The organism is Kaistella polysaccharea (assembly GCF_020410745.1).
In the GTDB taxonomy this organism is placed as follows: Bacteria; Bacteroidota; Bacteroidia; order Flavobacteriales; family Weeksellaceae; genus Kaistella; species Kaistella polysaccharea.
Map to the genome: position 1 here is coordinate 1,929,712 of NZ_CP084528.1, position 24,816 is coordinate 1,954,527.

23 protein-coding genes are annotated in these 24,816 nt (G+C 36.8%); 12 read left to right on the top strand and 11 right to left on the bottom strand.

The window, feature by feature from the left end:
- Positions 1-68: 68 nt before the first annotated feature.
- A complete protein-coding gene (locus tag LC814_RS09025) occupies positions 69-608 on the top strand; it encodes a hypothetical protein (RefSeq protein WP_226063607.1) in 540 nt (179 codons plus the stop codon).
- A 60-nt stretch (positions 609-668) separates the two neighbouring features.
- On the top strand, positions 669-1,508 hold the full coding sequence (locus LC814_RS09030; RefSeq protein WP_226063608.1) for a DUF5694 domain-containing protein: 840 nt from the start codon (positions 669-671) through the stop codon (positions 1,506-1,508).
- 76 nt (positions 1,509-1,584) lie between these two features.
- On the opposite strand, the gene LC814_RS09035 is transcribed toward LC814_RS09030, so the two are convergent.
- Positions 1,585-2,226, bottom strand: a complete 642-nt coding sequence (locus LC814_RS09035) for a hypothetical protein (RefSeq protein ID WP_226063609.1) — start codon at positions 2,224-2,226, stop codon at positions 1,585-1,587.
- A 107-nt stretch (positions 2,227-2,333) separates the two neighbouring features.
- A complete protein-coding gene (locus tag LC814_RS09040) occupies positions 2,334-4,538 on the bottom strand; it encodes a TonB-dependent receptor (protein WP_226063610.1) in 2,205 nt (734 codons plus the stop codon).
- 142 nt (positions 4,539-4,680) lie between these two features.
- Between LC814_RS09040 and LC814_RS09045 the strand changes: the two genes are divergently transcribed.
- The gene (locus LC814_RS09045; RefSeq protein WP_226063611.1) at positions 4,681-5,184 is read left to right on the top strand and encodes a superoxide dismutase family protein; all 504 of its coding nucleotides are present in this window, start codon (positions 4,681-4,683) and stop codon (positions 5,182-5,184) included.
- 76 nt (positions 5,185-5,260) lie between these two features.
- Here the strand turns inward: LC814_RS09045 and LC814_RS09050 are convergent, their stop codons facing one another.
- Positions 5,261-7,780 carry an ATP-dependent Clp protease ATP-binding subunit gene (locus tag LC814_RS09050; protein ID WP_226063612.1) on the bottom strand — a complete coding sequence of 840 codons (2,520 nt, stop codon included), beginning with the start codon at positions 7,778-7,780 and terminating at the stop codon, positions 5,261-5,263.
- Between the two features lie 158 nt (positions 7,781-7,938).
- Here LC814_RS09050 and LC814_RS09055 point away from each other — a divergent pair, with 158 nt between their 5' ends.
- Genes LC814_RS09055 through LC814_RS09070 form a run of 4 tightly spaced genes read left to right on the top strand, consistent with a single transcriptional unit; the run spans position 7,939 to position 10,673 of the window.
- Positions 7,939-8,157 carry a uroporphyrinogen decarboxylase gene (locus LC814_RS09055; protein ID WP_226063613.1) on the top strand — a complete coding sequence of 73 codons (219 nt, stop codon included), beginning with the start codon at positions 7,939-7,941 and terminating at the stop codon, positions 8,155-8,157.
- Between the two features lie 9 nt (positions 8,158-8,166).
- On the top strand, positions 8,167-9,261 hold the full coding sequence (locus LC814_RS09060; protein ID WP_226063614.1) for a glycosyltransferase family 4 protein: 1,095 nt from the start codon (positions 8,167-8,169) through the stop codon (positions 9,259-9,261).
- A gap of 33 nt (positions 9,262-9,294) precedes the next feature.
- Complete coding sequence (locus LC814_RS09065) at positions 9,295-9,714, top strand: SufE family protein (protein ID WP_226065804.1); 420 nt, start codon at positions 9,295-9,297, stop codon at positions 9,712-9,714.
- On the top strand, positions 9,711-10,673 hold the full coding sequence (locus LC814_RS09070; RefSeq protein ID WP_226063615.1) for a glycosyltransferase family 9 protein: 963 nt from the start codon (positions 9,711-9,713) through the stop codon (positions 10,671-10,673). Before LC814_RS09065 ends, LC814_RS09070 begins: the two co-directional genes overlap by 4 nt.
- Positions 10,674-10,856: 183 nt before the next feature.
- Here the strand turns inward: LC814_RS09070 and LC814_RS09075 are convergent, their stop codons facing one another.
- The 8 genes from LC814_RS09075 to LC814_RS09110 form a co-directional block, all read right to left on the bottom strand.
- On the bottom strand, positions 10,857-11,939 hold the full coding sequence (locus LC814_RS09075; protein WP_226063616.1) for a mannose-1-phosphate guanylyltransferase: 1,083 nt from the start codon (positions 11,937-11,939) through the stop codon (positions 10,857-10,859).
- A 2-nt stretch (positions 11,940-11,941) separates the two neighbouring features.
- Entirely contained in the window at positions 11,942-12,532 is a 591-nt protein-coding gene (locus tag LC814_RS09080; RefSeq protein ID WP_226063617.1) for a SprT family zinc-dependent metalloprotease, read from the bottom strand.
- Positions 12,533-12,562: 30 nt separating this feature from the next.
- A complete protein-coding gene (locus LC814_RS09085; RefSeq protein WP_226063618.1) occupies positions 12,563-13,903 on the bottom strand; it encodes a TolC family protein in 1,341 nt (446 codons plus the stop codon).
- A gap of 98 nt (positions 13,904-14,001) precedes the next feature.
- On the bottom strand, positions 14,002-14,187 hold the full coding sequence (locus tag LC814_RS09090) for a hypothetical protein (RefSeq protein WP_226063619.1): 186 nt from the start codon (positions 14,185-14,187) through the stop codon (positions 14,002-14,004).
- 75 nt (positions 14,188-14,262) lie between these two features.
- Positions 14,263-16,053 (bottom strand): MutS-related protein, encoded by a 1,791-nt coding sequence (locus LC814_RS09095; RefSeq protein ID WP_226063620.1) that lies wholly within the window; start codon positions 16,051-16,053, stop codon positions 14,263-14,265.
- 6 nt (positions 16,054-16,059) lie between these two features.
- A complete protein-coding gene (locus tag LC814_RS09100) occupies positions 16,060-16,449 on the bottom strand; it encodes a hypothetical protein (RefSeq protein ID WP_226063621.1) in 390 nt (129 codons plus the stop codon).
- Between the two features lie 28 nt (positions 16,450-16,477).
- Complete coding sequence (locus LC814_RS09105; RefSeq protein ID WP_226063622.1) at positions 16,478-17,881, bottom strand: spore maturation protein; 1,404 nt, start codon at positions 17,879-17,881, stop codon at positions 16,478-16,480.
- A gap of 186 nt (positions 17,882-18,067) precedes the next feature.
- Positions 18,068-18,262, bottom strand: a complete 195-nt coding sequence (locus LC814_RS09110; protein WP_226063623.1) for a hypothetical protein — start codon at positions 18,260-18,262, stop codon at positions 18,068-18,070.
- 194 nt (positions 18,263-18,456) lie between these two features.
- Between LC814_RS09110 and LC814_RS09115 the strand changes: the two genes are divergently transcribed.
- From LC814_RS09115 to LC814_RS09135, 5 genes are all read left to right on the top strand, one after another.
- The gene (locus tag LC814_RS09115) at positions 18,457-20,571 is read left to right on the top strand and encodes a prolyl oligopeptidase family serine peptidase (RefSeq protein WP_375373393.1); all 2,115 of its coding nucleotides are present in this window, start codon (positions 18,457-18,459) and stop codon (positions 20,569-20,571) included.
- A gap of 89 nt (positions 20,572-20,660) precedes the next feature.
- Positions 20,661-21,380, top strand: coding sequence for a class I SAM-dependent methyltransferase (locus LC814_RS09120; protein ID WP_226063624.1), 720 nt, complete (start codon positions 20,661-20,663; stop codon positions 21,378-21,380).
- Positions 21,381-21,417: 37 nt separating this feature from the next.
- Positions 21,418-23,181 (top strand): DNA mismatch repair endonuclease MutL, encoded by a 1,764-nt coding sequence (gene mutL / locus LC814_RS09125; protein WP_226063625.1) that lies wholly within the window; start codon positions 21,418-21,420, stop codon positions 23,179-23,181.
- A gap of 3 nt (positions 23,182-23,184) precedes the next feature.
- Entirely contained in the window at positions 23,185-23,826 is a 642-nt protein-coding gene (locus tag LC814_RS09130) for a rhomboid family intramembrane serine protease (protein ID WP_226063626.1), read from the top strand.
- 12 nt (positions 23,827-23,838) lie between these two features.
- Positions 23,839-24,816: an endonuclease/exonuclease/phosphatase family protein gene (locus LC814_RS09135; RefSeq protein ID WP_226063627.1), complete on the top strand. Its 978-nt coding sequence runs from the start codon at positions 23,839-23,841 to the stop codon at positions 24,814-24,816.

The following is a 24,816-nucleotide window of genomic DNA, read 5'->3' on the forward strand; positions in this document are numbered from 1 at the left end:
TAATTTCAATTTCAAAAAAAGGTTTAATTTTAAACTTTAAACACTTCACTAATTTAATAGTTATCAAGATGAAAAAAATAATATTGCTAGCACTCCTTGTTTTCGCCTTCGCGCTAAATGCACAGATCGGGACTTCTAAAACTTTTGGGAATCCAGAATCAAAATGGACTTTTGGCGGTTACGCTGGTTTAGGTGGGTCTTTCGGAAGTGGCGGTGGCGGAACTTCCGTTTATATTTCGCCGCGCGTTGGTTATCTGCTGTCCGATAATATAGAAACCGGTCTTGCGACGAATTTTACATGGTCGAACTCCCGATATTATTCTTCGACTACAGTTGGCGTTGGTCCATTTATCAATTATTATATTGCGCGTAATTTCTTTTTAAGCGGTATGTTCCAGGAATACTTTTTCACGCGAAAAAATAAGGTGGATCATCTGAAATATTCCGGCGATGAAGCTGCGTTGTATCTTGGGGGTGGATATATGCAGAGAATTGGAAACAGTGCATATATGCAAATCGGCGGAATGTATAATGTTTTGTATGACAAAGAAAAATCGGTTTTTGGGAGCGGATTTATTCCCAGTGTGGGAGTTGTCTTCGGACTGTAATTTTAATATCTCCTAAATATTCCTTTCAAAAAATTAAATATCCAATATAAATAAGTCAATATGATTTTGAAAAAATTGATCGTATCATTCCTTGTCATTCAATCAATAATAAACTGGGCTCAAATCAAAGATCCAGCCTCATTTTTTCCCGAAAAAAAAACGAAGGTTTTGGTGGTCGGTACTTTTCACTTTGATTATCCGAATTTAGATGTAACTAAGGTTTTAGATGCGGATAAAATTCACGTTTTGACCGAACCAAAAAAATCGGAAGTCACAGCATTGATCAACTATATTAAAAAGTTTAAACCCACGAAAATCGGCATTGAAGCTTACCCGAGTTGGAATGCAAAACAAAAATTAGATCAATATAAAGCGGGTAAACTAAGAAATGTACGAGATGAACGATACCAAATAGGTTTTCGATTGGCTGCAGAACTAAAATTAGATACCATTTACAGTATAGATGCGGCATCGATGGATGAAGATTTGACCAATATTGATTCAGTTTACACCAAAAAGTTATTCGAAGATTTTGATTTTAAAAGTGAGGATCCCTTATCAAAAAACGTGTCAGATTGGTTTGCTTATGAAAACAGTTTGGTCTCTAAAATGACGATTTTAGATAATTTTAAAAGAACCAACTCCCGCAAATATCATCAGTTAGGTTATGGAGCATACTTAGTTGGGGATTTTAAATTAGACAATAATCGGGGTGCAGATATACTGGCAATTTGGTGGTATAATAGAAATCTTCGGATTTTTAGAAAAATTCAGGAGATGAAATCGTCTCCGGATGACCGATTATTAATTTTGATCGGCAATGGTCATGCTTCAGTGTTACGCCAACTTTTAGAAAGTTCACCAGAATTTGAGTTTATTGAGTTTGAGAATTTAAAGTAATCCTATCAATTTTCAATATCCTTTTCGCACAAAAAAATCGCCATATAAAATGGCGATTAAGTATCATTGGTATTTCTTACGGTTTATTTGATAAAAAATATTCTGCTTCACCTTGTCCCCAATTGGGATCTAAATCCGATTTAGGCGGGTAAACTTTAAACTGATCCAATGATTTTTGAAACAGCTCCAGGCCTTTTGCTTTACTACCGCCAAACTGTTCAGGCGTGTAATAAGTATCTTCAGCTCGTAGTAAGGTAATTCGGGGATTTTCCGGATCTAATTTTTCCGCTTTACCCATCGCCTCTGCGCCAAGCATTGATTCGCTCATAAATCGGGATTGTGGATCAACCATCATTTTCAAATTATGAATCATTTTTTGTAAAATCAACAATTCAGCATTGTCTTTGCTTAGCTCCGCAGCTTTATCCAAACTTTTTTGTGCTTCTGCCGCAATGGCATCCAGTTGATCAACTTTTCCGGTATGCATGAGGTTTCGTCCTTTTTCAATCGTCGCGTGCGAAGCATAATAGTACGGCAGCCACTGCGTTTTTTCTTTATCGCCAATCCTTGTGAAATCATTTGAAAGTGCGGTGAATTCTTCTGGAGTTTTTGCCTGTACCAGGTTGCCTACTTTTTCGGTCATTGCTTTTTCAAAAGCAGTTTGGGCGAATATGCTTACTGTAGAAAATAAAAGCAGTGTAAATAGTAATTTTTTCATGATCTTAAATTTTATTTGTTGGTGTTTTGATAGATCAAAGGTATTTGACCAAACGTGTTTTTAAAAATTTTCTTTTCCGAAAGGTTGAATTGATGTTCTGAACCGTTCTACAAATTATTATTAATGGCATCATTCGTTTTATCAACGCCAAAACTGATGAATGCACCGATAAAAACAAAAGTATTTACGGGTGGTAAAACCGCCGAGCGTCTCTGACCATCCGCTGAGAAATTATATCCGAACACATTTTTTCTGCCTAAAATATTAGAAATACTCAGCACCAAAACGGTGAACGTTTTCGCATCTTTATTACCGAGATTCGGTAAATAATTTAAACTGAAATTTAATCCGCTATAATCTTTCAGTGTTCCTTCATGGCGGATAATATTGGTTTTATTTTCAGAAATAATATCATAATACGGCCGTCCAGAAGCATAAGTGTAAGACATATTAAATCCCGTTTTCCAACTGGTCACAAATTTTTTCGCCACTACAGAAAGGGTGTGTTTTGCCGCAAATCCCGGCGGTAAACTTACCGGATAATTCAGAAAATCTCTTTTGGTATCCAGAAACGAATAGGAAATCCAGTAATCTATATTTTTTAAAGTCTTACGATCGCGCCAGAAAACTTCTACACCTTTTGCATAACCGCTTCCATTATTATTATCCGCCATCTGATAATAGTCTTCACCGAAAGTTTTGGTGAGCTGCGTATAATTTTTGTAAAAAGTTTCTAATCGCAAACTACGTCCTTCAGATGACCGTTGAAGCTGGAAAATATAGTGATCAGCTTTCTGAAAGGTTAGTGGTTGGTCGGAATTTAAATATTTACTTTCCGGATTTTGATAGAAAATTCCATAGGCAACTGAAGTCGTCCATTCTTTTGAAAGACGATAGGCCACCGCAAATCGAGGTGCATAATTTTCAGTATTTAAATATGAGGAATGTTCTGCTCTAATTCCCAGTTTAAAAGATAAATTATTACTTAATCCCAAATCAGTTTCTGCAAAAGCTGCAGAAATTATATCATCATATTTCGTGGTTGCATTATTTTCTTCCTGAGCTGTATTCAATTCAAATCCAGCCCGAATTGCAGAGATTTTATTGATTTTTCGAACTAGAACCGTTTTAAAATTCAGGTAATTATTTTTGGTGCTGAAAAAATTCTGCGGAGATTCAATATTTTTACTCAGTGTCGAAATTTGTAAGTCAGAGTCATTATAAGAATAAGAAGTTCCTACATTTAAAAGATACTTGCCAAATTTTTGGCGAAAAGAAAGGTTTTGATAAAGATTGTTAGCACGCAAACCGGTTTGTATTTCCTCATATTCAGGATTTAAGCTGGGAGATTTGACAATCAATTTGTTGAAATCGAAATTTCCATAATATTTAAACATACCGCCTGATTTTGTTTTGAACCTGAAATTGAGATCGCCACCCAGGCCTTGCGGACTTTGTATGAAGTTTGTATTGTAAGAGGCAATTTTTTGTATCAAACCGAGATTGAAATAGCTAAGACTCGCGCCATAAGAATAGGTTTTATCAGTAGAGAGTTTCTGTAAACTGGCATTCACGAAAAGAGGAGAAATACCAAAATCATAGGAACTGGTTTCGGGTAAATCAACACTTTCTAATATCAGAACTCCGGATAATGCCTGACCATAAAGCGCGGAATAACCACCACTCGAAAATATATTGCCTTTGAATAACGAGGTATTGAAACGATCACGACCCGGAATTCCCGGTACCGAAGTACTGAAGTAGTTGTTGATCAAACTTCCATCCATAAAAATTTTAGTTTCAACCCCGCTTCCACCCCGAACAAAAAGACCTTCATTTTCTCCAACTTTCTGCACGCCAGGCAGGTAATTTAGTGCAGAAGAAATTTGTCCGTCTGCACCCGCGGTCGTATAAATATCAATTGGAGTCAGGAGTACGGTCGCTCTTTTCTTATCACTGGCCTCGATGGAACCTGCAGAAATTACTACCGCATCGATCTCTGAAATTTGTTCCTTTAAGTCAGAATTTATAATGACGTTTTCGCTTCCAAGTGAAATAGGTTTTTCAATATCCACAAATTTTGAATTTGAAAATACCAAAATTTGAGTCCCTTTTACTGAAGTTTGAAATGAATAGTTACCATCGGAATCTGTAGTGGCACCGTCATAAGTATCTTTCAAGGTGACTGAAATATCTTTCACTCCTTTGTTCTTAAAACTAACTTTCCCCGAAATCGAAATTTGGGCAGTAGCACCAATTGAGGAGCAGAAAATTAGGAGGCAAAGAATCTTAGATAAAATTGAAGTCAGCATGGTGATGAGTTTTATGCTGTAAAAGTATTGCGGAATAAAATTTGCTGAAAATTTATTGTGCCCAACCGTAAAATTTCGCACCTGAACGGTAGTTATATTCTATTTCGTATTTTTACTCTATTATTAACATAAAATATTTACTATGAAAATCGCAACACTGTCAACACTCTTTTGCAGCGCGTTACTTGCTGTATCGTGTACAACAACGAAATCTTACGTTGTAAATTCCAAAAGTGGAACGCAAACACAAGGAACTGCTAATTTCAAACAGATGGGGAAGAAAGTTACCATGGATTTGAATGTCTATAAACTCACGCCTGGGATTCACGCTGTACACATTCATGAAAAAGGAGATTGCTCCGCAACCGATGCAAGTTCCGCAGGAGGACACTGGAACCCAACAACTGAGATGCACGGAAAATGGGGGAAAGACCAATATCACATGGGAGATATCGGTAATTTAGTGGCTGATAAAGACGGAACTGCGAGATTGAATTTCAATACCGATAAATGGTGTTTGGGATGTGCTGATCCGGCGAAAAATATCATGGGAAAAGCAATAGTAATTCATGCTGATAAAGATGATTTTATGACACAACCGACGGGTAATGCTGGTGGTAGAGTAGGATGTGTTGAAATAAAATAATTCGATAAAACTCCTTAAAATAAAATCCGTCGTAGAAAATATCTACGACGGATTTTTAATTATAATTTGAAAAAAATTACTTCGCTGAAGTCTTCTTTTTTAAAGGTTCACCTTCTAAACCATCTTTCGCTTCATTAAGCTTTAAGACAACGGTTCCACCTTCAGTTAATTGCTTATTTACCAGCATTTCTGCTAACAAATCTTCTATGTATTTTTGGATCGCACGTTTTAAAGGTCTCGCTCCAAAATCTTTGTCCCAGCCTTTCTCTGCAATAAAATCTTTTGCCTCATCGGTAAGATCTACTTTATAATTGAGCTTTTCTAAACGTTTGTAGAGTTTACTCAATTCCAGATCGATAATTTTAGAAATATCTTCTTTTTCTAAATTGTTAAAGATTACAATATCATCTATCCTGTTTAAAAATTCAGGAGCAAAGGCTTTTTTCAACGCGTTTTCGATAGTACTTCGAGCTCTTGCATCAGTATTGGTTTTCTTTGCATTTGTGCCGAATCCTACACCGTCACCGAAATCTTTCAGATCCCGCGTTCCGATATTTGAAGTTAAAATGATGATCGTATTTCTAAAATCAATCTTACGGCCTAATGAATCGGTTACAAAACCTTCATCTAAAATCTGCAGTAAAATATTGAACACATCTGGATGTGCTTTTTCAATTTCATCTAAAAGTACTACTGCATAAGGTTTACGTCTCACCGCTTCGGTAAGCTGACCACCTTCTTCATAACCAACATATCCCGGAGGCGCTCCCACCAAACGAGAAACTGCGAATTTCTCCATGTACTCACTCATGTCAATACGGATAAGGGCTTCATCAGAATCGAAGAGTTCACGCGCCATTACTTTTGCAAGCTCTGTTTTCCCTACACCTGTTGTTCCGAGGAAAATAAATGTTCCAATCGGACGGTTTGGATCTTTCAAACCTGCTCTATTTCTTTGGATGGCTTTCACCACTTTTTTCACTGCCTCTGGTTGTCCGATCACTTTACCGTTCAACATTTCATCCATGAGTGCAAGTTTGTCCAGCTCATTTTTCCCTACTTTCGTTACTGGAATACCGCTCATCATAGAAACTACTTCAGCAACATTTTCTTCTGTTACCGTTTCTTTCTTTTCTTTAACATCTTTATCCCAAGCTTCTTGTGCGATATTAAGCTCGATCTGTAAACGCTCTTCTTCGTCTTTCAGCTTTCTTGCTTCCAGATAATCTTGCTTTTTTACAGCCTGTTGTTTCTGTTCTTTTATCTTTTCAATGGTCGTCTCAAATTCAATGATTTGGGTAGGAACTTTCATGTTTTTAATATATACACGAGAGCCTGCTTCATCCATCGCATCGATCGCCTTATCTGGTAAAAATCGGTCGGTGATATATCTTGCAGTTAAGTTCACACACGCTAAAATCGCTTCGTCGGTATAAGTTACGTTGTGGTGATCTTCGTATTTATCTTTAATTTGATTAAGGATTTGAATTGTTTCTTCTAAAGTGGTTGGTTCTACCATCACTTTTTGGAAACGTCGCTCCAAAGCACCATCTTTCTCAATATACTGGCGGTATTCATCTAAAGTTGTTGCACCAATACATTGAATCTCTCCTCTTGCCAAAGCTGGCTTAAACATATTTGAAGCATCGAGACTACCGGTAGAACTACCAGCACCTACAATGGTATGTAATTCATCGATGAATAAAATGACGTCTCTGTTTTTTTCAAGTTCCGTCATGATGGCTTTCATTCTTTCTTCGAACTGGCCACGGTACTTTGTTCCGGCAACTAAACTTGCTAAATCAAGGGTGATTACCCGTTTTCCGTAAAGAACGCGCGATACTTTTTTCTGCTGTATTCTTAAAGCTAAACCTTCCGCAATTGCCGATTTACCAACACCTGGCTCTCCGATCAAAAGTGGATTGTTCTTTTTTCTTCTTGATAGAATTTGAGAAACTCTTTCGATTTCTTTTTCGCGCCCGATAACCGGATCAAGTTTCCCCTCTCGTGCTAAAGTCGTTAAATCTCTACCGAAATTATCAAGGGTTGGCGTCTTACTTTTACCAGTCCCGATATTTCCGGTTGGTTTTCTCATTTGTCCAAATTCTTCACGCTCATCATCGTCGTCGTATGCACTCATCTTCGGATCCTGACCAGAACTTTTAAGCAATTTTTGATATTCTTTAGAAATCATTTCATAATCAATATCGTAAGAGCTTAAAATACTGGTGGTCGGATCTTCTGGTTTATACAGAATTCCCAACAACAAGTGAACGGTATTTATTTCAGAACTTTGATATTGTCTGCATTCTAATTCTGATCGTTTTACCGCCTGATCCGCCATTTTCGTGAAAGATATTTTATCACTTTCTACTGCAAAGGGATTAAGACTGGCGACAGACATTGTTTCGATTTTTCTTTTTATTTGGGTTAAATCGGCTCCCAAATTTTGCATAATCTCTTTCGCAGAATTCTCCGTGGAGATGATTCCGAGAAGGAAATGTTCTGTATTCAGAAACTCGCTGTGCAAGCGTCTGGCTTCGTTTTTACTGAGTTTGAAAACTTGATCCAACCCAGCTGAAAATTGATGATCCATATATTGTTTCTCGTCTTGTTAATTTAAAAATAACTTACTTCCATAAGTCTTTAACCAAAGTTACAAATACTTTACCAAAAAGTAATTCAGACTATATGGCAGTAAAAGTTTCCTCAATTCGTTGAAAATGATTAGGTTTGTCTCCCCAAAAAAAAAATATGAGTCCAGAAATTACGAATTTTATCGGTTACGCAGCATCCTTTTTCATCGTCCTAAGTTTTGTACTGAAAGATATTAAAAGGATTAGAATTGTAAACCTCATTGGGTGTATTTGTTTCGTTATTTATGGAATTTACAGTGATTATCTTTGGCCAATCATTATACCAAATGCTATTCTTTGTTTCGTGCAGGTCTATCATTTGATCAAAAAAGCGTAAATTGATGCGGTGCGAGTTATAGTAAGTGTTTTCAATAATTTATATACGGACCAACGCGTAGAAAAGGTTTGTAGAACATTGTCGGAAAACGGATATACTATAGAACTCATCGGCAATAACTGGGGCGGATTGCCTCCCATCAACCGGAATTATACGGTAACCCGATTAAAACTTCGGTCTAAAATTCTCCGCTTTGCGTATTTGGAATTTCAATGGAAACTATACAAACATCTTCTCCAAAAAGCAGATGAAAAGTGTATTTTACTTTCCAATGATTTAGATACGCTTTTGCCCAACTATCTGATTGCTAATAAACTTCAGATTCCGCTCGTTTTCGACAGCCATGAAATCTTCACCGAAATGCCTTCTGTAAAAGGAAGATTTACCCAAAAAATTTGGCGCGTTTTAGAAAAACAAATTTTGCCAAAAATTCGCTTTATGATGACCGCAAGCGAAAGTTATGCAGACTGGTTTGTAAAAACCTATCAAATTGAAAGACCTGTCGTGCTTCAGAATTTTCCATTATATATTCCGTCGTTTCAAAATTCGGAAGTAAATCATCCTCAAATTATTCTATATCAAGGTGTTATTAATCCTTCGCGGGGTTTAGATAAAATGATTCCCGCTATGAAACATATTTCAGCGGCAGAATTATGGATTGCTGGTGATGGTCCAAAGAAAATCGAGTATGAAGGTCTAGCAAACGGCTTAGGACTTCAAAACAAAATACGGTTTTTAGGAAAATTATTGCCTGAAGATTTACGAAAAATAACCCACAAAGCCGATGTTGGTCTTAGCATTGAAGAAAATAACGGTCTCAGCTATTACTATTCCCTTCCGAACAAAATTTCAGATTATATTCAGGCGCGGGTTCCAATTGTCGTCTCAGATTTCCCTGAAATGAGTAAAGTGGTCGATACTTGGCAAGTTGGAGTAAAAATTGGAGATCACAATGAGCTGGCAGAAAAAATAAACAAAGTACTTCAAAACGGTAAACATTTTTACAGCTATAATCTTGAAAAAGCAGCAGTAGTAATGTGCTGGGAAAAAGAGGAGCCTAAACTATTGCACCTATTTCAGAAAGTGACAGAGGAAAACTTTTAGGATTTCATATCTTTGCTAAAATTCGATTGAATGATGACAATTAAAGAAAAACAGCAGGAAACTGTAGAATCTTTTGCCTTTTTAGAAGATTGGGAGCAGAAGTATGAATATATTATAGATTTAGGAAAAGAGCTGAAGGGAATGCCGGAAGATCGAAAAACGGAGGATAATTTAATTAAAGGTTGCCAATCGAAAGTGTGGATTGATGTTGATTTTAAAGACGGTAAACTCAATTTCAACGCGGATTCTGATGGTATTTTGCCTAAAGGAATTGTCTCGCTTTTGGTTTCGATTTATAGTGGCCATTCCACACAGGAGATTTTAGATTCTGATTTCAAATTCATAGAGGAAATTGGGTTACAGGAATTTCTGTCGCCTTCCCGCGCCAATGGGCTAATGGCAATGACAAAACAAATTAAGTTTTACGCCGTCGCCTACCAGTTAAAATCGTGAAGCGAATTTTAGCATATCGATTTTCCGCTTTCGGTGATGTTGCAATGACCGTTCCTGTTTTCATTGAATTTTTGGAGCAAAATCCTAATGTTGAGGTTATAATGGTTTCCCGGACACAGTTCAGTGCACTTTTCGAAGGAATTCCAAATTTGACTTTTAAAGGAATTAACCTCGATGATTATAAAGGAATTTTCGGTTTAAGAAAGTTGGGTGAAATTTTGATTCAAGAGTTTAAACCTGATTATATTGCCGATTTACACGACGTAATCCGCACAAAAGCGCTTAATCTTTTCTTTGTAAAAAAAGGGTTTAAAATTTATAAAATAAATAAAGGGAAAGACGAAAAAGATGAACTTACCGATATTTGGAATTTAGAGAAACACCAACTTAAATCCACGAGCGAAAGGTATGCAGATGTTTTCCGTGCGATGAATTTTAAGCTAGAACTTTCCCACACTTATAGGCCGAGAGGCGAGAAGTCCGGAATTGGCGTTGCGCCTTTCGCACAACATAAGGGGAAAATGTTGCCGCTCGAAAAAACATTTGAAGTCGTACGCATTCTGGCAAAAAAAAATGAAATATATTTTTTTGGTGGCGGTCCGGAAGAAACTACAATTTTGAATTCCTGGCAAGAGCAAATTCCGAATACTACGAATTTAGCGGCGTCGCACACTTTAAAGGAAGAGTTGCAAAAAATAGCAAGCTTGGAAGTGATGATATCCATGGATTCTGCGAATATGCATTTGGCAAGTTTAATGGGTACAAGATGTATTTCCGTTTGGGGTTCTACGCATCATTATGCGGGATTCCTCGGCTACGGACAAAGCACAAAAGATGTCGTTCAGGTGAAAGATTTAACCTGCCGGCCGTGTTCTGTTTTTGGTGATAAAAAATGTTACCGCGGTGATTGGGCCTGTCTTGAAGAATTAAATATTCAGAAGATTATTGATTTGGTTTAAATTAATAATCCTTCCCAATTTTGGAAGGGATTTATTTTTGTCTCCTGGCGAAAAAGGAGATGAAATAAATTTTAGCCCCGATGGGAGCGGCATCCTGCGCGCCACGATAGTGGGAAGCAGATAAAGCGGACAGCGGGTATGATTTATAAAAGAAGCGGAGTTTGCGCGCTCCCTGTTTTAATTTTACAGAAATTTATCACCCTTTTTCAGGTTTTTCAAATCCTGAACGTACTCTTTGATCAGTTGGTCGTTTTCGCGTGGACAAATCAGCAATGCTTTGTCGGTATCAATTATAATGTAGTTTTTAAGACCATCAATAACGGCAGCTTTATTTTTATTCTTAAGGTTGATGATGTTTCCTTTTGAGTTATAAGTCAAGATATGGCGGGACTTTAAGGCATTTTTGTTGTTATCCTTGGCGGCATTTTCATAAATGGATGTCCAGGTACCAAGATCGCTCCACCCAATATCTGCGGGAATTACAAATACATTTTTGGCTTTTTCCAGAATACCATTGTCGATGGATATTTTGGCCACCTTTGGGTAAATAACGTCGATGCATCTTTCTTCTTCCGCAGTGTTATATTCGCAGCTTTCGAAATGTTGGGACATTTCGCTGAGGTATTCATCGAAAGCTGCTAAAATCGTTTGAACATTCCAGACAAAAATGCCGGCATTCCACAAGAAATCGCCACTTTCCAGAAAAGTACGGGCTATTTCTAAATCGGGTTTTTCAGTGAAAGTTTTAACTTTAAAATAATCCCATTCCTGATTTTCTACAAACTGAATATAGCCGTAGCCCGTCTCTGGTCGAGTTGGTTTGATGCCTAAGGTAATGAGATAATCTTTGGTCGCTGCAAGGTTTAAAGCCAGTTCAATTTTCTGAAGAAAAACAGTTTCGTTTAATATTAGGTGATCCGCGGGAAGTACAATAATATTGGCCTGCGGATTTTTATCGGCAATTTTTCGGGCCATATACATATTGCAGGCTGCCGTATTTTTCATCATCGGTTCCCCAACGATATTTGCAGGATTTAAATCGGGCAACTGTTGCTCGGTTAAGGTGATATATTCTTTGCTGGTAATTACATAAATATTTTCCGGCGCTACAATCTTGCTGATTCTGTCATAAGTTTGCTGGATCATCGTACTACCGGTTCCCAAAATATCCTGAAATTGCTTTGGATATTTCTGGGTGCTCATCGGCCAAAATCTACTCCCGACGCCTCCTGCCATTATAACGCAGTAATTATTTGATTCTGACATATTTAACTAATTTTTTCTACCCGAGCTAAGGGTTTAAAGATGTATTTTTTTCCGTTCTCGGTATTCAAACAAAGATAGTTTTTTTTCCGCTTCTCTTCAATGATATAAGTCTGTTTGCGGTAGGTAAAACGGTCATTTACCGTAAGGTCTTCAATATAAGAGCTTTCGTCTTCGTAATTTTCGATATGAAAGTAGCGGACGAGTTCTGGACTCGACATAAAATTGGCTTTAGGAGCCTTTGCGAACCTCCGAATGATGGGTTTTAAATCATCTGTATAAATATCGATGCTTTCTAATAACATCAAACTGAAAGTCTGTTTCCATTCCGCACCGTGCGCCGAAATGCGATTGTTAAATTTCTCAAAAGCGATAAGATGCGCCAATTCATGAGTGAGTACAAAAAAGAAAAGTGGTGGCTGTAAAGTAGAATTGATGGTAATTTGATGAGATCGATCGGGCATTTTTCGATAGTCGCCTAATTTTGAATTTCTGCCGCGCGTGACTTTAATGTGAATGGTATAATCTGCGAACCACTTTTTTAAATAAATTAAACTGTGCTCCGGTAAATATTTATCTAACAGCGTTATTGACATTTAGAAAGAAATAAATTTGAGATTTAACTCCTATAAAGTTAAAGGAATTCCCGCGTAGAAATTTAATAATTTCAAACTGAAAAGATAATTATACTTTGCTTGGGCAACGCTTCCCTGCGCATTCGCGTAATTATTTCGGGCGCTGTTAAGGTCATAAATCGTGGCACGACCCGCATTATAACTTTTTTCAGTAAAGTCAAGCGCCAATTTTGCACTTTTTTCAGCTTCGCGGGAAGCAACGAAGGATTCATAATTACTTTCCGCATCGAACTGCGCTTTCTGTACGTTTTGTAAAACTTCCTGTTTCTGAAGAAGTAAAGCGTTTTTTGCAATCTCTTCGCTAATTTTAGACTGTTCTACATTTAACCGTGTAATTCCTTTATTAAAAATAGGAATGCTGGCAGACACACCAACTTGTTGCCCGAAGTTATCTTTGTATTGTTTAAAAAATCCGCTTTGGTTAATTTTACTTCCTGTAAGATCTGTTCCCGCATTAAAAAGATAAAAATAAGAAGTTCCTAATCCAGCATTTGCTGAAATCGTGGGCCAGAAAGCTGTTTCCGTTATTTCTGTCTGCGCTTCCGCGGATTTTATGCGACTTTCTGCGGCTTTTATTTGGGGTTGATTTTCAAACGCTTTATCCAGGATTTGAGCTGCCGTATATAAAGGAGCTTCGATATCGTCCTGAACACTAACATTTTGGATGTCGAAATTCTTATAATCTGGAAGTTGCAGAAGCATTGCTAAAGAAAATAAACTTCGATCGGTATTAATTTCTGCAGTTTTAACATTAAGTTTTTCCCGTGCTAAAGCCGATTCCGCTTCCGCTAAGATCGTTTGAGCCGTTGTACCCACTTGTGTTGTAATCTTAGCTCGTTGATACAGTTTCTCCGCATTTTCTAAAGCACTTTTTGAAATGGTGGTCACTTCGCGATTGAGTAAAACAGATAAGTACTGCTGTGCAATCTGGAGCGAAATATCATTTTTCACCCTTTCAACATCATATTGAAAAGCCTCTACTTTAAATTGATTTAGTCGAATATTTTTTTCGATTTTACCGTGATTAAAGAGCAACATATCTGCACCTACATTCGCACTGTTGCTGAAATTATCGTTACTGCCGGTACGGCCGAAGGTATCACGACCTTGACCAAAACTCGCAGTATTATTAACATTCCCGGATACTGAAGGAAGATATTGGCGTTTCGCGATCGAAAGATTATAATCCTGAATTTTTTGATTGAATTGTGTTTCAATAACCTGCAAATTATTTTCAACGGCATAATTCACACATTCCTGAAGCGTCCATTTTTTTTGAGAAAAGAGAATGGCAGACATAAAAGTCAGGATAAAAAAGGCAGATTTTCTCATGGATTATTTTAATGAATAAGACGAGAGTTTTGGCGAATTGTTACAAGTGAATTCTTGATGGATCTGTTTACTTCGTATCGTATTTTGAACAAATGGCATTATAAGCCATCTTTATAAGCCGTTTCTCCCACGAAATATCCAAATTGATAAAGCAAAAAGAGCACGACTAAAATTGCAATAACCGTAAAAGCAATTTTTCTTGAGTTCCATTTTAGATTTTTATTACTCGAATTATAAAAAATATCGGTTCGCTCTCTCGAGGTCTTTCTGTTCTCTTGTTTCATAAAATAGTTTTTGCAAATTACATCAATTTTTTATTCAATTAAGATTGTTCAAAATATTGCTAAATTATCTTCCTGCTAAAGGTCGATGATCCCAAATTTCCTCATCAGATAAATGGCATTCATACTTTTTGTTACTCCATTTTGAAGTTTGTAATCAGTCTCTAGTTCGCCCTCGATATTTTGAAGTTCGAAGCAGTAATTTTTTATTTTTAAAGGAAATTTATTTTCAATTTTTGTTAAATCCAAATCATGAGTTGCAATGAGACAAGAGAAGTTGACGTTGCTTTTCATTAATTTTTCTAAAAATAATTCAGAACCGGTAAGTTTATCCTGCGAATTGGTTCCTTTTAAAATTTCATCTAAAATAATAAATTGAGGTTCGCCTTCACCCAAATTTTCAATTAAATTCCGAAGACGAAGGATCTCAGCATTAAAATAAGAAGTTCCGTCACTTAGAGAATCGCTCGTTCGCATAGAAGTAAAAAGCTTCATCGGAATAAAACTGAATTTTTTTGCCGCAACAGGACAACCTGCCATTGCTAAAACCAAATTTGTTCCTACGGCTCGCAGAAAGGTGCTTTTACCCGTCATATTTGCACCGGTAATAATTGAAATTTCAGTTTTCTGACCGATGGTGAAATTATTAGTAACTACTTCCTTTTGAAACAACAAAGGATGTATAAGTTCTTCAGTTTGAAGTTTGACTCCTTCTTCATTGATTTGGGGAAAAATGTAAGTTGGGTTTTTGAACTTAAAAATCCCCAGCGAAATTATGGCTTCAAATTCTGCAAAAGCTTCAAACCACTGCGGTAAATCGTCATTAATATGGTGAAATTGCTTTTCAATTTTAAGTGCAAAATTAAGATTCCACAAGAAAAAATTATTGAGAATTACGCCAATATTTCCTTGTCCGCTTTCGTAATTTCTGAGCAAACGAGCCAATTTTTCGATTTCTTTTCGCGAAGATTTGCTCTTTCCGGATTTGAGTTTATTTTGAAGCGACTGATTTAACTCTTCCTTGAAACTTTCATTTTCTATATGGGAAAAAACATTCAGAAACTGCTCATATTGGTTCGAATTAAAGGAAAGTTTTTTTTCTAATTCCTGAAATTTTCTTCGATAAATATAAAGAACTATCCTCGAAATGATTAAAATACATAGGAATAGCACCCAAATGAAAGTTGCTGATATCGAGCTGAATATCGCTAAAAGTAAAGTAACAATACTTAAAATAGGAACGACCACTGTGGCAATCTTTCCTAGAGCAGCCTTATTAAAAACTGAATTTATTTCGGTTGGATGTAAAATTTTTCCTTTAATTTCCATCGACTTCCCCAAAGTCAAAAAATAGATGTTCCACGCGATTTTCTTGGACAATTCTGTTACCGATTTTTGACGTAAAATTATTTCCGTTTTTTCAGTACTTAAATCTAGAAGGAGATCTTTGAGTTTGCTTTTGCCTAAAGTCGTTTCACCGTAATTTAGATAACTGAAAAGCGAATTTTTGCCCAGAATATCCAGATCTTTTGCGAACGGATGTTGATCAATGTCTTCCTCAAAATCTAGCCCCGTTTTGAATTCTGTTTTGTGAATGATTTCATTTCCAATATGAAGATAATTCTTATAAAACTGTAATTTCTCCTTTACATCGACAAGGAAATATCCTAGAATAAAAAAGAGAACAATGAAGAAAATCGCCAAATATAAATGGATTTTCAACCCGCTTTCAAAAACGAAATATTTCAATAAAAAGTAAGTAATAGAGAGGAAGACGGCAACTCGGACCCAGCCTAAAATCGTTAGCTTTTTTTGCAGTTTTTGAAGAGTTTCTTTTTTTTCAGCTAATAATAAATTTAATTCGCCCATCAAATATTAATCTTTTTTCAACTCGCCTATCCTACTCACAATCGGCAAAGAGAAAATACCGCTCGTCTGTAAATAATGTTCGTAAAAAACATTGGCTTTTTCAGCAAAATCAGGATTTGGATTTTGTTTGTTTTTAAAGTAAAAAAGATGTCCCAGCAACTCAAAGTAGGGAATATGATGGCTTTTATCTTTTTCGGTAATTAACTGAACAATTTCATCAGTAGATTTCGTCGACAAAGTTTCGAAATCCATTTTGAAAGTATCATTCATATTCGTATCAAATACTCTTTGAAGTTCTACTAAATCGCCTTCATTTTTGCCACCTAAAATCATTTTAGATAGAAATTCCGAAAACTGCTTTACAATTCTGATGATGTAGTCTTTATCGTGGATCATTTTTATTTATTTTTTAAGAGCTATTATTTTAGGCAAAAAAGATATAGGCCAAAATTACCGACGTAATAATTCCCACCAAGTCTGCCATTAACATTGCGGTTACGGTATAGCGGGTATTTTTAATGCCAACCGCTCCAAAATAGATTGCGATGACGTAAAAAGTAGTGTCTGAACTCCCCTGTAAAACCGCTGCAAGTCTCCCTTGAAAACTGTCTGCACCGAAAGTCTGCATCGTATCAACCATCATTCCTCGTGCGCCGGACCCAGAAAGTGGTTTGATCAAGGCGGTTGGCAAGCCATCTACAAATCGGGTATCAAAACCTACGACTTGTGCCACCCATTTCATACCATCAATTAAAACATCAAAAACGCCTGAAGTACGAAGCAGGGAGATTGCAATAAGCATTCCGACCAAATATGGAATAATTTTCACACACGTCCAAAATCCTTCTTTTGCGCCGTCGATAAATGCATCGAACACATTAATCTTTTTATAAAGTGCTCCCATCACAATGGCGAAGAAAATTAGGAGAATAATTCCATTGCTCAAGAGCATGCTGAAATTATCCAGACCTTCTTTGCTTAAATTCACCAAATAGACAACGAGCAGAGCGATGATGGCAGAAATACCTCCAACATAAGCAATAACAACGGGTTGAAGTAAATTTATTTTTTGATAAAGGGAAACAAAGATCATGGCCGCCAGAGTTGCCGCAAACGTGGCAATCATGCAGGGAAGGAAAATATCTGTGGGAGTTACGGAGCCCATTGAAGCCCTGATCGCGATAATAGAAACAGGAATAAGAGTCAGCCCGCCGGCGTGCAAGCATAGAAACATAATTTGTGAATTACTGGCACGTTCCTTATCAGGATTTAATGTTTGTAAGCTTTCCATGGCCTTTAAACCAAAAGGCGTAGCAGCATTATCCAAACCGAGTAAATTAGCGGAAAAATTCAGCAACATATGTCCGAACGAAGGATGATTTTTTGGAATTTCCGGAAATAATTTGGAGAAAAAAGGTTGAATCATTCGCGAGAGTAGATTGATACCGCCGGCTTTTTCGGCAATGCTCATAAAACCCATAAAAAGGGTCATAATTCCAATTAAACCCAGACAGATTTTTACTGCAGTTTCAGAGGTTCCAATCACACCGTCTGTTTGCTGAACGCGGTAAACTGCGACTTGAGATTTTGCAGAATCTGTTTTGTAATGAATCCTGTTTTGATCGAAAGTAGGTTTTAAGATCAATGCATTTTGAATGTCGGGATTTAAATCACCGATATTTTGTGTGGCAATTCGTACCGTATCACCGCTTTTACCAACCACCATATCGTTATATATGGCTTTGTAATGGTCAGAAAAAACATACTTAATGCTGGCTACGATAATTGCGACAATAATAAATGCACTCCAGATTCTGCTTAAAACCATTTTAGAAAATTTTGTTAAAAATAACTAAAAACTTTATTTAATGGTGGAATGAGTGAAACTATTGTCATTTATTATCCGAAAAAGCTTAGAAATAAAGCATAGATGGCTTTAATGATTAAAGTAAACTTTTAATATTAGCAAGACGCATAAAAAAATCTGCTTTCTAAGAAAGCAGATTGTGTTATTTTACTGAACGGCAAGAAATTCGATTCCGTCATTGCCGTCATCTTTCGCTTGCTTCACAAAATGACGGTGAAAATCTGCATAGTAATCGTCGTAATCCTGACTTTTCTTTTTCAAGAATTTTCGCAATCCAAATAAGCCAATTCCTAAGATTATACCAAGACTACCAGCCAATATTATGTTTACTTCTTTTTTCATATTTTTAAAATTTCTCAATGGTGTGGGATGCAAAATGTATTCCTTTCCTCAATATGCCCACACTTAAAATATGTTAAATTTAATATGTATACCCCTTACAAACTCTACAATCATAAGTTTTAATAAGGCAATATCGTTTTTTCTGAACCTTACAATTCATTTAAAAATGGTATTTTTGAAGAAATCCTGAAAGTATGAATTTAAAAACTTTTGCTCTAGGCGCGGCCGGATTTTTGGCTGCAGCATGTACACCACAAAAAATGATTAGCAATCTAAATTATCCTGAAACCAAAAAGGTAGCACACGCCGATACTTATTTCGGAACTGTGGTTTCAGATCCGTATCGCTGGCTTGAAGATGACCGCGCGGAAGATACCAAAGATTGGGTGCAACGTGAAGTGGCTTTTACCAATGACTATTTGGCGAAAATTCCTTTCCGTGAAGAAATTCGGGCACAGTTAAAAAACATCTGGAATTACGAAAAAATTGGAGCGCCGTTTAAGGAAGGTGATTATACTTATTTCTATAAAAACGATGGTCTTCAAGCGCAGTCTGTTTTATACCGCACCGACCATTGGGGCAAAACAGAAGTTTTCTTAGATCCCAATAAGTTTTCTGAAAAAGGAACTACATCTTTAGCAGGAGTTTCTTTTAACAAAAAAGGCAATCTCGTTGCATATTCCATCTCGGAAGGCGGAAGTGACTGGAATAAAATAATTATTCTAGATGCGTTGACCAAAAATAAAATCGATGAATCCATCAACGATGTAAAATTTTCCGGAGCGTCGTGGTTGGGAGATGATGGGTTTTTCTATTCGAGCTACGATAAGCCCACGGGCAGTGAACTTTCTGCAAAAACAGATACGCATAAAGTCTATTTTCACAAATTAGGAACGAAACAAAGTGCCGACCAACTCGTCATAGGCGGCGATCAGTTCAAAAGAAGATATATGGGAATGGGCATTTCTGATGATGAACGTTTTCAGATCCTTAGCGCCTCAGAAGCTACAAATGGCAACGAATTGTATATTAAAGACTTAAAGAATAAAACCGATTTAATTCCCATTCAAAATGGCTACGATGTCAATACGAATATTGTAGATTCTAAGGGAGATTTTATCTATGCGCTGACCGATAAAAATGCGCCTAATATGCGGTTGGTTAAATTTAATATCAACACACCAACTGTTTGGACCGATGTTATTCCTGAGACGGAAAATGTACTAAGTGTTTCTACAGGTGGCGGATATTTATTTGCAAAATATATGAAAGATGCCGTGACTTCTGTAAAGCAGTTTGATTATGACGGCAAGCTTATCCGTACAATTGATCTTCCGGGAATTGGAACAGCAAGTGGTTTCGGCGGCAAAGAACAAGAAAAAGATTTATACTATTCCTTCAGCAACTATATTACGCCGGGAACAACTTATAAATTTAATGTTGACTCCGGGAAATCTGAGATTTATCAAAAACCAAACGTAAAATTCAACCCAGAAAATTATGTTTCTGAACAGGTTTTTTATACGTCAAAAGATGGAACCAGAATTCCGATGATGATTAATTATAAGAAAGGGATTAAGATGGATGGTAAAAATCCTACGATCCTTTATTCTTACGGTGGATTTAACATCAGTTTGCAACCAGGTTTCTCTGTAGTGAACGCGATTTGGATGGAAAACGGCGGAATCTATGCCGTTCCAAATATCCGTGGCGGTGGCGAGTATGGGAAAAAATGGCATGACGCGGGAACAAAAATGCAAAAGAAAAATGTATTTGATGATTTTATTGCAGCAGGCGAATACCTTCAAAATAAAGGATATACTTCCAAAGAATATATGGCACTTTCTGGCCGTTCAAATGGTGGACTTTTAGTAGGAGCGACCATGACGATGCGACCGGATTTAGCGAAAGTAGCTTTCCCAGGTGTAGGCGTTCTCGATATGTTGCGTTATAATAAATTTACCGCCGGTGCAGGATGGAGCTACGATTACGGCACTGCTGAAGACAGCAAAGAAATGTTCGAATACCTGAAATCGTACTCACCAATTCATCAGGTGAAAAAAGGAGTTTGTTATCCATCAACCATGATTATCACGAGCGATCATGATGATCGAGTTGTACCAGCGCACTCTTTTAAATTTGGGGCTGAGCTTCAGGAAAAACAGTCTTGTAATAATCCGGTTTTGGTTCGCATAGAAACTAATGCGGGTCATGGTGCGGGTAGAAGTACGGAACAAGTTATTGGAGAAAATGCTGATATTTTAAGTTTTGCGCTTTATGAAATGGGCTTTAAAACATTAAATAAGTAATTGAAATATATTTTTAAACAAAGACTTTCCGCAAATTCGCGGGAAGTTTTTTTATTTCAGTCCATCGATAATTTCACTAATTTTGCGGCATGAATAATGAGGATATCGCCGATTTTTATGACGATTTTTCAGCCAAGCAAGTGAAAACTGGGGCGAATGAACGTTTGATTTCCCTTTATAAAAGGCTTTTGAAGATGGGTTTAAAATCTACTTCTACAGTTTTAGAATTGGGCTGCGGTGTAGGAAACTTTACTCATCTTTTAGCCCAGAAAGTTAATTCTGGTAATATTGAAGCTGTAGATTTAAGTGAAAAAAGCATTTCAATTGCTAAATCAAAATTTAAAAGTCAAAAAACTATCTTGTTTGAGGTAGCTGATATTGTAACGCAGAAACCCAAATTTTCGAATTTCGATTTTATTACTTTAATGGATGTTATTGAGCATATTCCTCTGGACCAGCATGATCATCTCTTTAACAATATTGCGGGAATCTGTACCGAAAAAACCTTAATAACAATCAATATTCCTAATCCTGAGTATATTCGATACACGCGCGAAAATAATCCAGAAACTTTACAGGTCATCGATCAGGAAATCCATTTATTACCTTTGCTAATAATTATCGAAAAAAATGATTTGGAACTGGTGTTATTTGAAAAGTATGGAATTTGGGAAGTAGAAGATTACCATTTTTTAGTAATTCGTAAGAAACGGAATTTCGAACTTAAACATCTTGCAAATCAACGCAAAATTTCCGAGAAGATTTTGAAAAAAGTTTCCCGAAAAATTGATACGGTGAAGTACCGATAATTGCTGAAAAAAACCTTTATTTGATTATAATATTTAAATGTCTGACATTATAAAACTTTTACCAGATCATGTTGCCAACCAAATTGCTGCGGGCGAAGTGGTGCAGCGGCCTGCGTCGATTGTAAAAGAACTTATCGAAAATTCCATTGATGCTGGAGCATCTAAAATTGAACTCATCGTTCGCGATTCTGGAAAAAATTTAATTCAGGTCGTAGATAACGGAAGTGGCATGAGCGAAACAGATGCACGTTTAGCATTTGAGCGCCATGCAACCTCTAAAATAAGCACGACCGAAGATATTTTCCGCATCTCTACAAAGGGCTTTCGGGGCGAAGCATTAGCTTCAATCGCTGCCGTGGCTCAGGTTGAACTTCGTACAAAAACACACGATGCGGTAACCGGCACTAATATTTATATAGAAGGCGGTGGATTTCAGTTTCAGGAACCTATTCAAACTGCAGAAGGTTCTAATTTTTCGGTGAAGAATCTTTTTTATAATGTTCCGGCACGCCGAAAATTCCTTAAAAATAACAATATTGAATTCCGTCATATTATTGATGAATTCCAGCGTATTGCCCTCGCACACGATAATCTCGACTTTGAACTTTTCCATAATGATGATATTATTTTCAGGCTTCGGAAATCAAGCCTTTTGCAGCGGATTGTTGATGTTTTCGGACGTAAACTACAACCACTGCTCATACCGATAAAGGAAGATTTGGGTTGGGTTCAGTTGAATGGTTTTGTAGCTAAACCCGAAGGTGCGAAAAAAACACGAGGCGAACAATTTTTCTTTGTTAATGGACGATTTTTCAGAAGTGCTTACTTTAATAAAGCAGTTCAGGAAGCTTTTGACGGTTTACTTTTACCGGGTTATATTCCCACTTTCTTTCTTTTCCTAACGTTGGATGTGGAGAAAGTAGATGTTAATATTCATCCGCAGAAGACAGAAGTTAAATTCGAAGATGAAAATTTAATTTTTGCCTTGGTTCGATCAACTATTAAAAGATCTTTGGGAATATATAATATTTCACCCAGCTTAGATTTTGACCGTGGCGAAGGTGTTGAAGCTTTTATTGCGCAGTCTTCTAAGAGAAATATGGTATTTAAAACACCGGAAATCACTGTTGATCGAAATTATAATCCGTTTTTGGAAGAGCAGGTTTCCCCAGGCGAAAAGATTGCGATGACTGATCTGTATCAGCAGAATACACCGGCAGAACCCTCGAAAATTAATCTTTTTGATGAGGAGGATTTCGATGAGGATTTAATGCGTTTGCCTAATGGATACTGGCTTTTCAATAAAAATGGGAAAACGCTGATGCTTGATCTCGGCAGAATGCACCGTCTCATCATAGGCGAAAGAAATGCGAAAAAGAAACGCAATACAGAAAAGCATACGCTGCTTTTTTCTCTGGAATATCATATGAATGAAACCGAAAAAAATAAATTTCGGTCCATTAAAAAGTTTCTGCCAGAATTGGGATTCGAAATGATTCTAGCCAATGATAATGTTCTAAGAATTGATGCGGTTCCCGAAGGTTTAAAGGAAACGCAGGTAATGAAATTTCTGGAAAATCTTTTTGAAATCCTAGAGTATCGCACAGAAGATGAATTCATGGATTTTTACAACAGTCAGTGGAATAAAATACAGAGCAAGTCGCGCTTTGATTTTCTATATAAAACAGATGCCGAGCAAGTGATCAAAGATTTCACCGAACTTGGTTTCCCAGAATTTTTACCCTCGGGTAAGAGGTGTTTTACGCACCTTCCCCTGGATGAACTTAAAAATAAATTTTAACTTATGTTTCCAAAACTTACGCCGATTACGAGAAATATTATCATGCTGAATGTTATATTTTATTTGGCCTCTAATTTCATTGCTTTTCCTAAACTTTATGAAATGTTTTCGGTGTATTATTTTGCATCACCTTATTTTAAAGTTTGGCAGATAATTACCCACATGTTTATGCATGCACCATTGGGACAGGGAATTGGCTTGACGCATATTCTTTTTAACATGTTGACCTTATTAAGTTTCGGACCGGTTTTAGAGCAGGTTTTAGGAGACCGAAAATATATTATTCTCTATTTCGCGAGTGGAATTGGTGCTTACCTTCTCAATTGCGGCTGGAATTATTTTGAAATTACACAAGGCGCAAATCCAATGGAAATTTATTCAATTCCGATGATGGGCGCTTCCGGTGCGATTTTCGGTGTTGTTGCGGCATTTTCAACTATGTTTCCAGATTCAAAACTCTACTTCATGTTTATTCCATTTGGGATTAAAGCCAAATATCTATTGCCTGGAATTATTTTAATTTCACTCTATTTAGGATTCAGTGGATCGATGGGTGGAATTGCCCATTTTGCCCACATCGGCGGTGCATTGGTAGGATACTTTCTGGCAAAGAATTGGAAGAACAACCATTTTAGAGTTAATTAAGAAAGGACTCCTGTGAAATTATTCCGATCTTTTTTTACCTTAGGTCACGCCACTATTTTGATTTTGCTCTTGGCGACTTCACTCAATGCGGTGGTCCGACCTCAGAGTTTTCCTTATTTCAACCTGTTGTCGCTGGCATTTCCGGTATTGATGATTTTGAATGTAATCTTGTGTTTTTGGTGGATCATCAGAGGAAAAAAAAGAGCATTATTCTTTATCGCAGTTTCTTTACTCCTCATCGTACCCACAGGCAGATGGATCAACTGGCACAGTAAAAGTACAGAATCAGCCAATCTTAAAGTGGTTTCATTAAACATAAAATCTGGCGATTGGGGACGAAAAAATGTCTATGAATATTTGGGCGGTCAAAATGCAGACGTCGTCTTCGTTCAGGAATACGGGAAAGAATTTAATATTCCGGGATACCAATATAAAGTTGACGATTATCAAATAGTCGCATTAAACTCCAAACTCAAAATCATTAATACCAAAAAAATTGCGACCATAGGAAATGGAAACTCTTTTTTTGCAGATATTGAAGTTAATGGGCGAATTATTCGAGTGATTAATTTATATCTTACCCCTTTTGCGTTTGACAAAAAAAAGGTAAAACCCAGCGAAGATTTAGAAATGAATAAGACAAAGTTAAAATATGTTTTAAAACGTTTAGTTCCCACTTTCAAAACACATCAAGATGAAGTGAAAGATATTCGACAGGCTGTTGAAGATTCACCTTATCCCGTACTTTTAGCGGGTGATTTTAATGCGGTTCCCAATTCCTACGAATATTACCAAATAGGTCACGGTTTAACAGATGCGTTCGTGAAAGTGGGGAGAGGCAGCGCAACCAGTTTTCATGATTATAAGTTCCCGATTAGAATTGATTATCTTTTTAGCTCAAAAGAAATTGAGCCTGTAAGTTATCGCGTCGACCGCAGCGTAAAGCTTTCTGATCATTTTCCCGTTATTGCTACATTTAAAGTTAACTAA

Excerpts from the sequence above, each read along its gene's own strand:
- LC814_RS09025 (WP_226063607.1), top strand. The coding sequence starts at position 69 with ATGAAAAAAATAATATTGCTAGCACTCCTTGTTTTCGCCTTCGCGCTA.
- LC814_RS09030 (WP_226063608.1), top strand. The coding sequence starts at position 669 with ATGATTTTGAAAAAATTGATCGTATCATTCCTTGTCATTCAATCAATA.
- LC814_RS09035 (WP_226063609.1), bottom strand. The coding sequence starts at position 2,226 with ATGAAAAAATTACTATTTACACTGCTTTTATTTTCTACAGTAAGCATA.
- LC814_RS09040 (WP_226063610.1), bottom strand. The coding sequence starts at position 4,538 with ATGCTGACTTCAATTTTATCTAAGATTCTTTGCCTCCTAATTTTCTGC.
- LC814_RS09045 (WP_226063611.1), top strand. The coding sequence starts at position 4,681 with ATGAAAATCGCAACACTGTCAACACTCTTTTGCAGCGCGTTACTTGCT.
- LC814_RS09050 (WP_226063612.1), bottom strand. The coding sequence starts at position 7,780 with ATGGATCATCAATTTTCAGCTGGGTTGGATCAAGTTTTCAAACTCAGT.
- LC814_RS09055 (WP_226063613.1), top strand. The coding sequence starts at position 7,939 with ATGAGTCCAGAAATTACGAATTTTATCGGTTACGCAGCATCCTTTTTC.
- LC814_RS09065 (WP_226065804.1), top strand. The coding sequence starts at position 9,295 with ATGACAATTAAAGAAAAACAGCAGGAAACTGTAGAATCTTTTGCCTTT.
- LC814_RS09075 (WP_226063616.1), bottom strand. The coding sequence starts at position 11,939 with ATGTCAGAATCAAATAATTACTGCGTTATAATGGCAGGAGGCGTCGGG.
- LC814_RS09080 (WP_226063617.1), bottom strand. The coding sequence starts at position 12,532 with ATGTCAATAACGCTGTTAGATAAATATTTACCGGAGCACAGTTTAATT.
- LC814_RS09085 (WP_226063618.1), bottom strand. The coding sequence starts at position 13,903 with ATGAGAAAATCTGCCTTTTTTATCCTGACTTTTATGTCTGCCATTCTC.
- LC814_RS09090 (WP_226063619.1), bottom strand. The coding sequence starts at position 14,187 with ATGAAACAAGAGAACAGAAAGACCTCGAGAGAGCGAACCGATATTTTT.
- LC814_RS09095 (WP_226063620.1), bottom strand. The coding sequence starts at position 16,053 with ATGGGCGAATTAAATTTATTATTAGCTGAAAAAAAAGAAACTCTTCAA.
- LC814_RS09100 (WP_226063621.1), bottom strand. The coding sequence starts at position 16,449 with ATGATCCACGATAAAGACTACATCATCAGAATTGTAAAGCAGTTTTCG.
- LC814_RS09105 (WP_226063622.1), bottom strand. The coding sequence starts at position 17,881 with ATGGTTTTAAGCAGAATCTGGAGTGCATTTATTATTGTCGCAATTATC.
- LC814_RS09110 (WP_226063623.1), bottom strand. The coding sequence starts at position 18,262 with ATGAAAAAAGAAGTAAACATAATATTGGCTGGTAGTCTTGGTATAATC.
- LC814_RS09115 (WP_375373393.1), top strand. The coding sequence starts at position 18,457 with ATGAATTTAAAAACTTTTGCTCTAGGCGCGGCCGGATTTTTGGCTGCA.
- LC814_RS09120 (WP_226063624.1), top strand. The coding sequence starts at position 20,661 with ATGAATAATGAGGATATCGCCGATTTTTATGACGATTTTTCAGCCAAG.
- mutL (WP_226063625.1), top strand. The coding sequence starts at position 21,418 with ATGTCTGACATTATAAAACTTTTACCAGATCATGTTGCCAACCAAATT.
- LC814_RS09130 (WP_226063626.1), top strand. The coding sequence starts at position 23,185 with ATGTTTCCAAAACTTACGCCGATTACGAGAAATATTATCATGCTGAAT.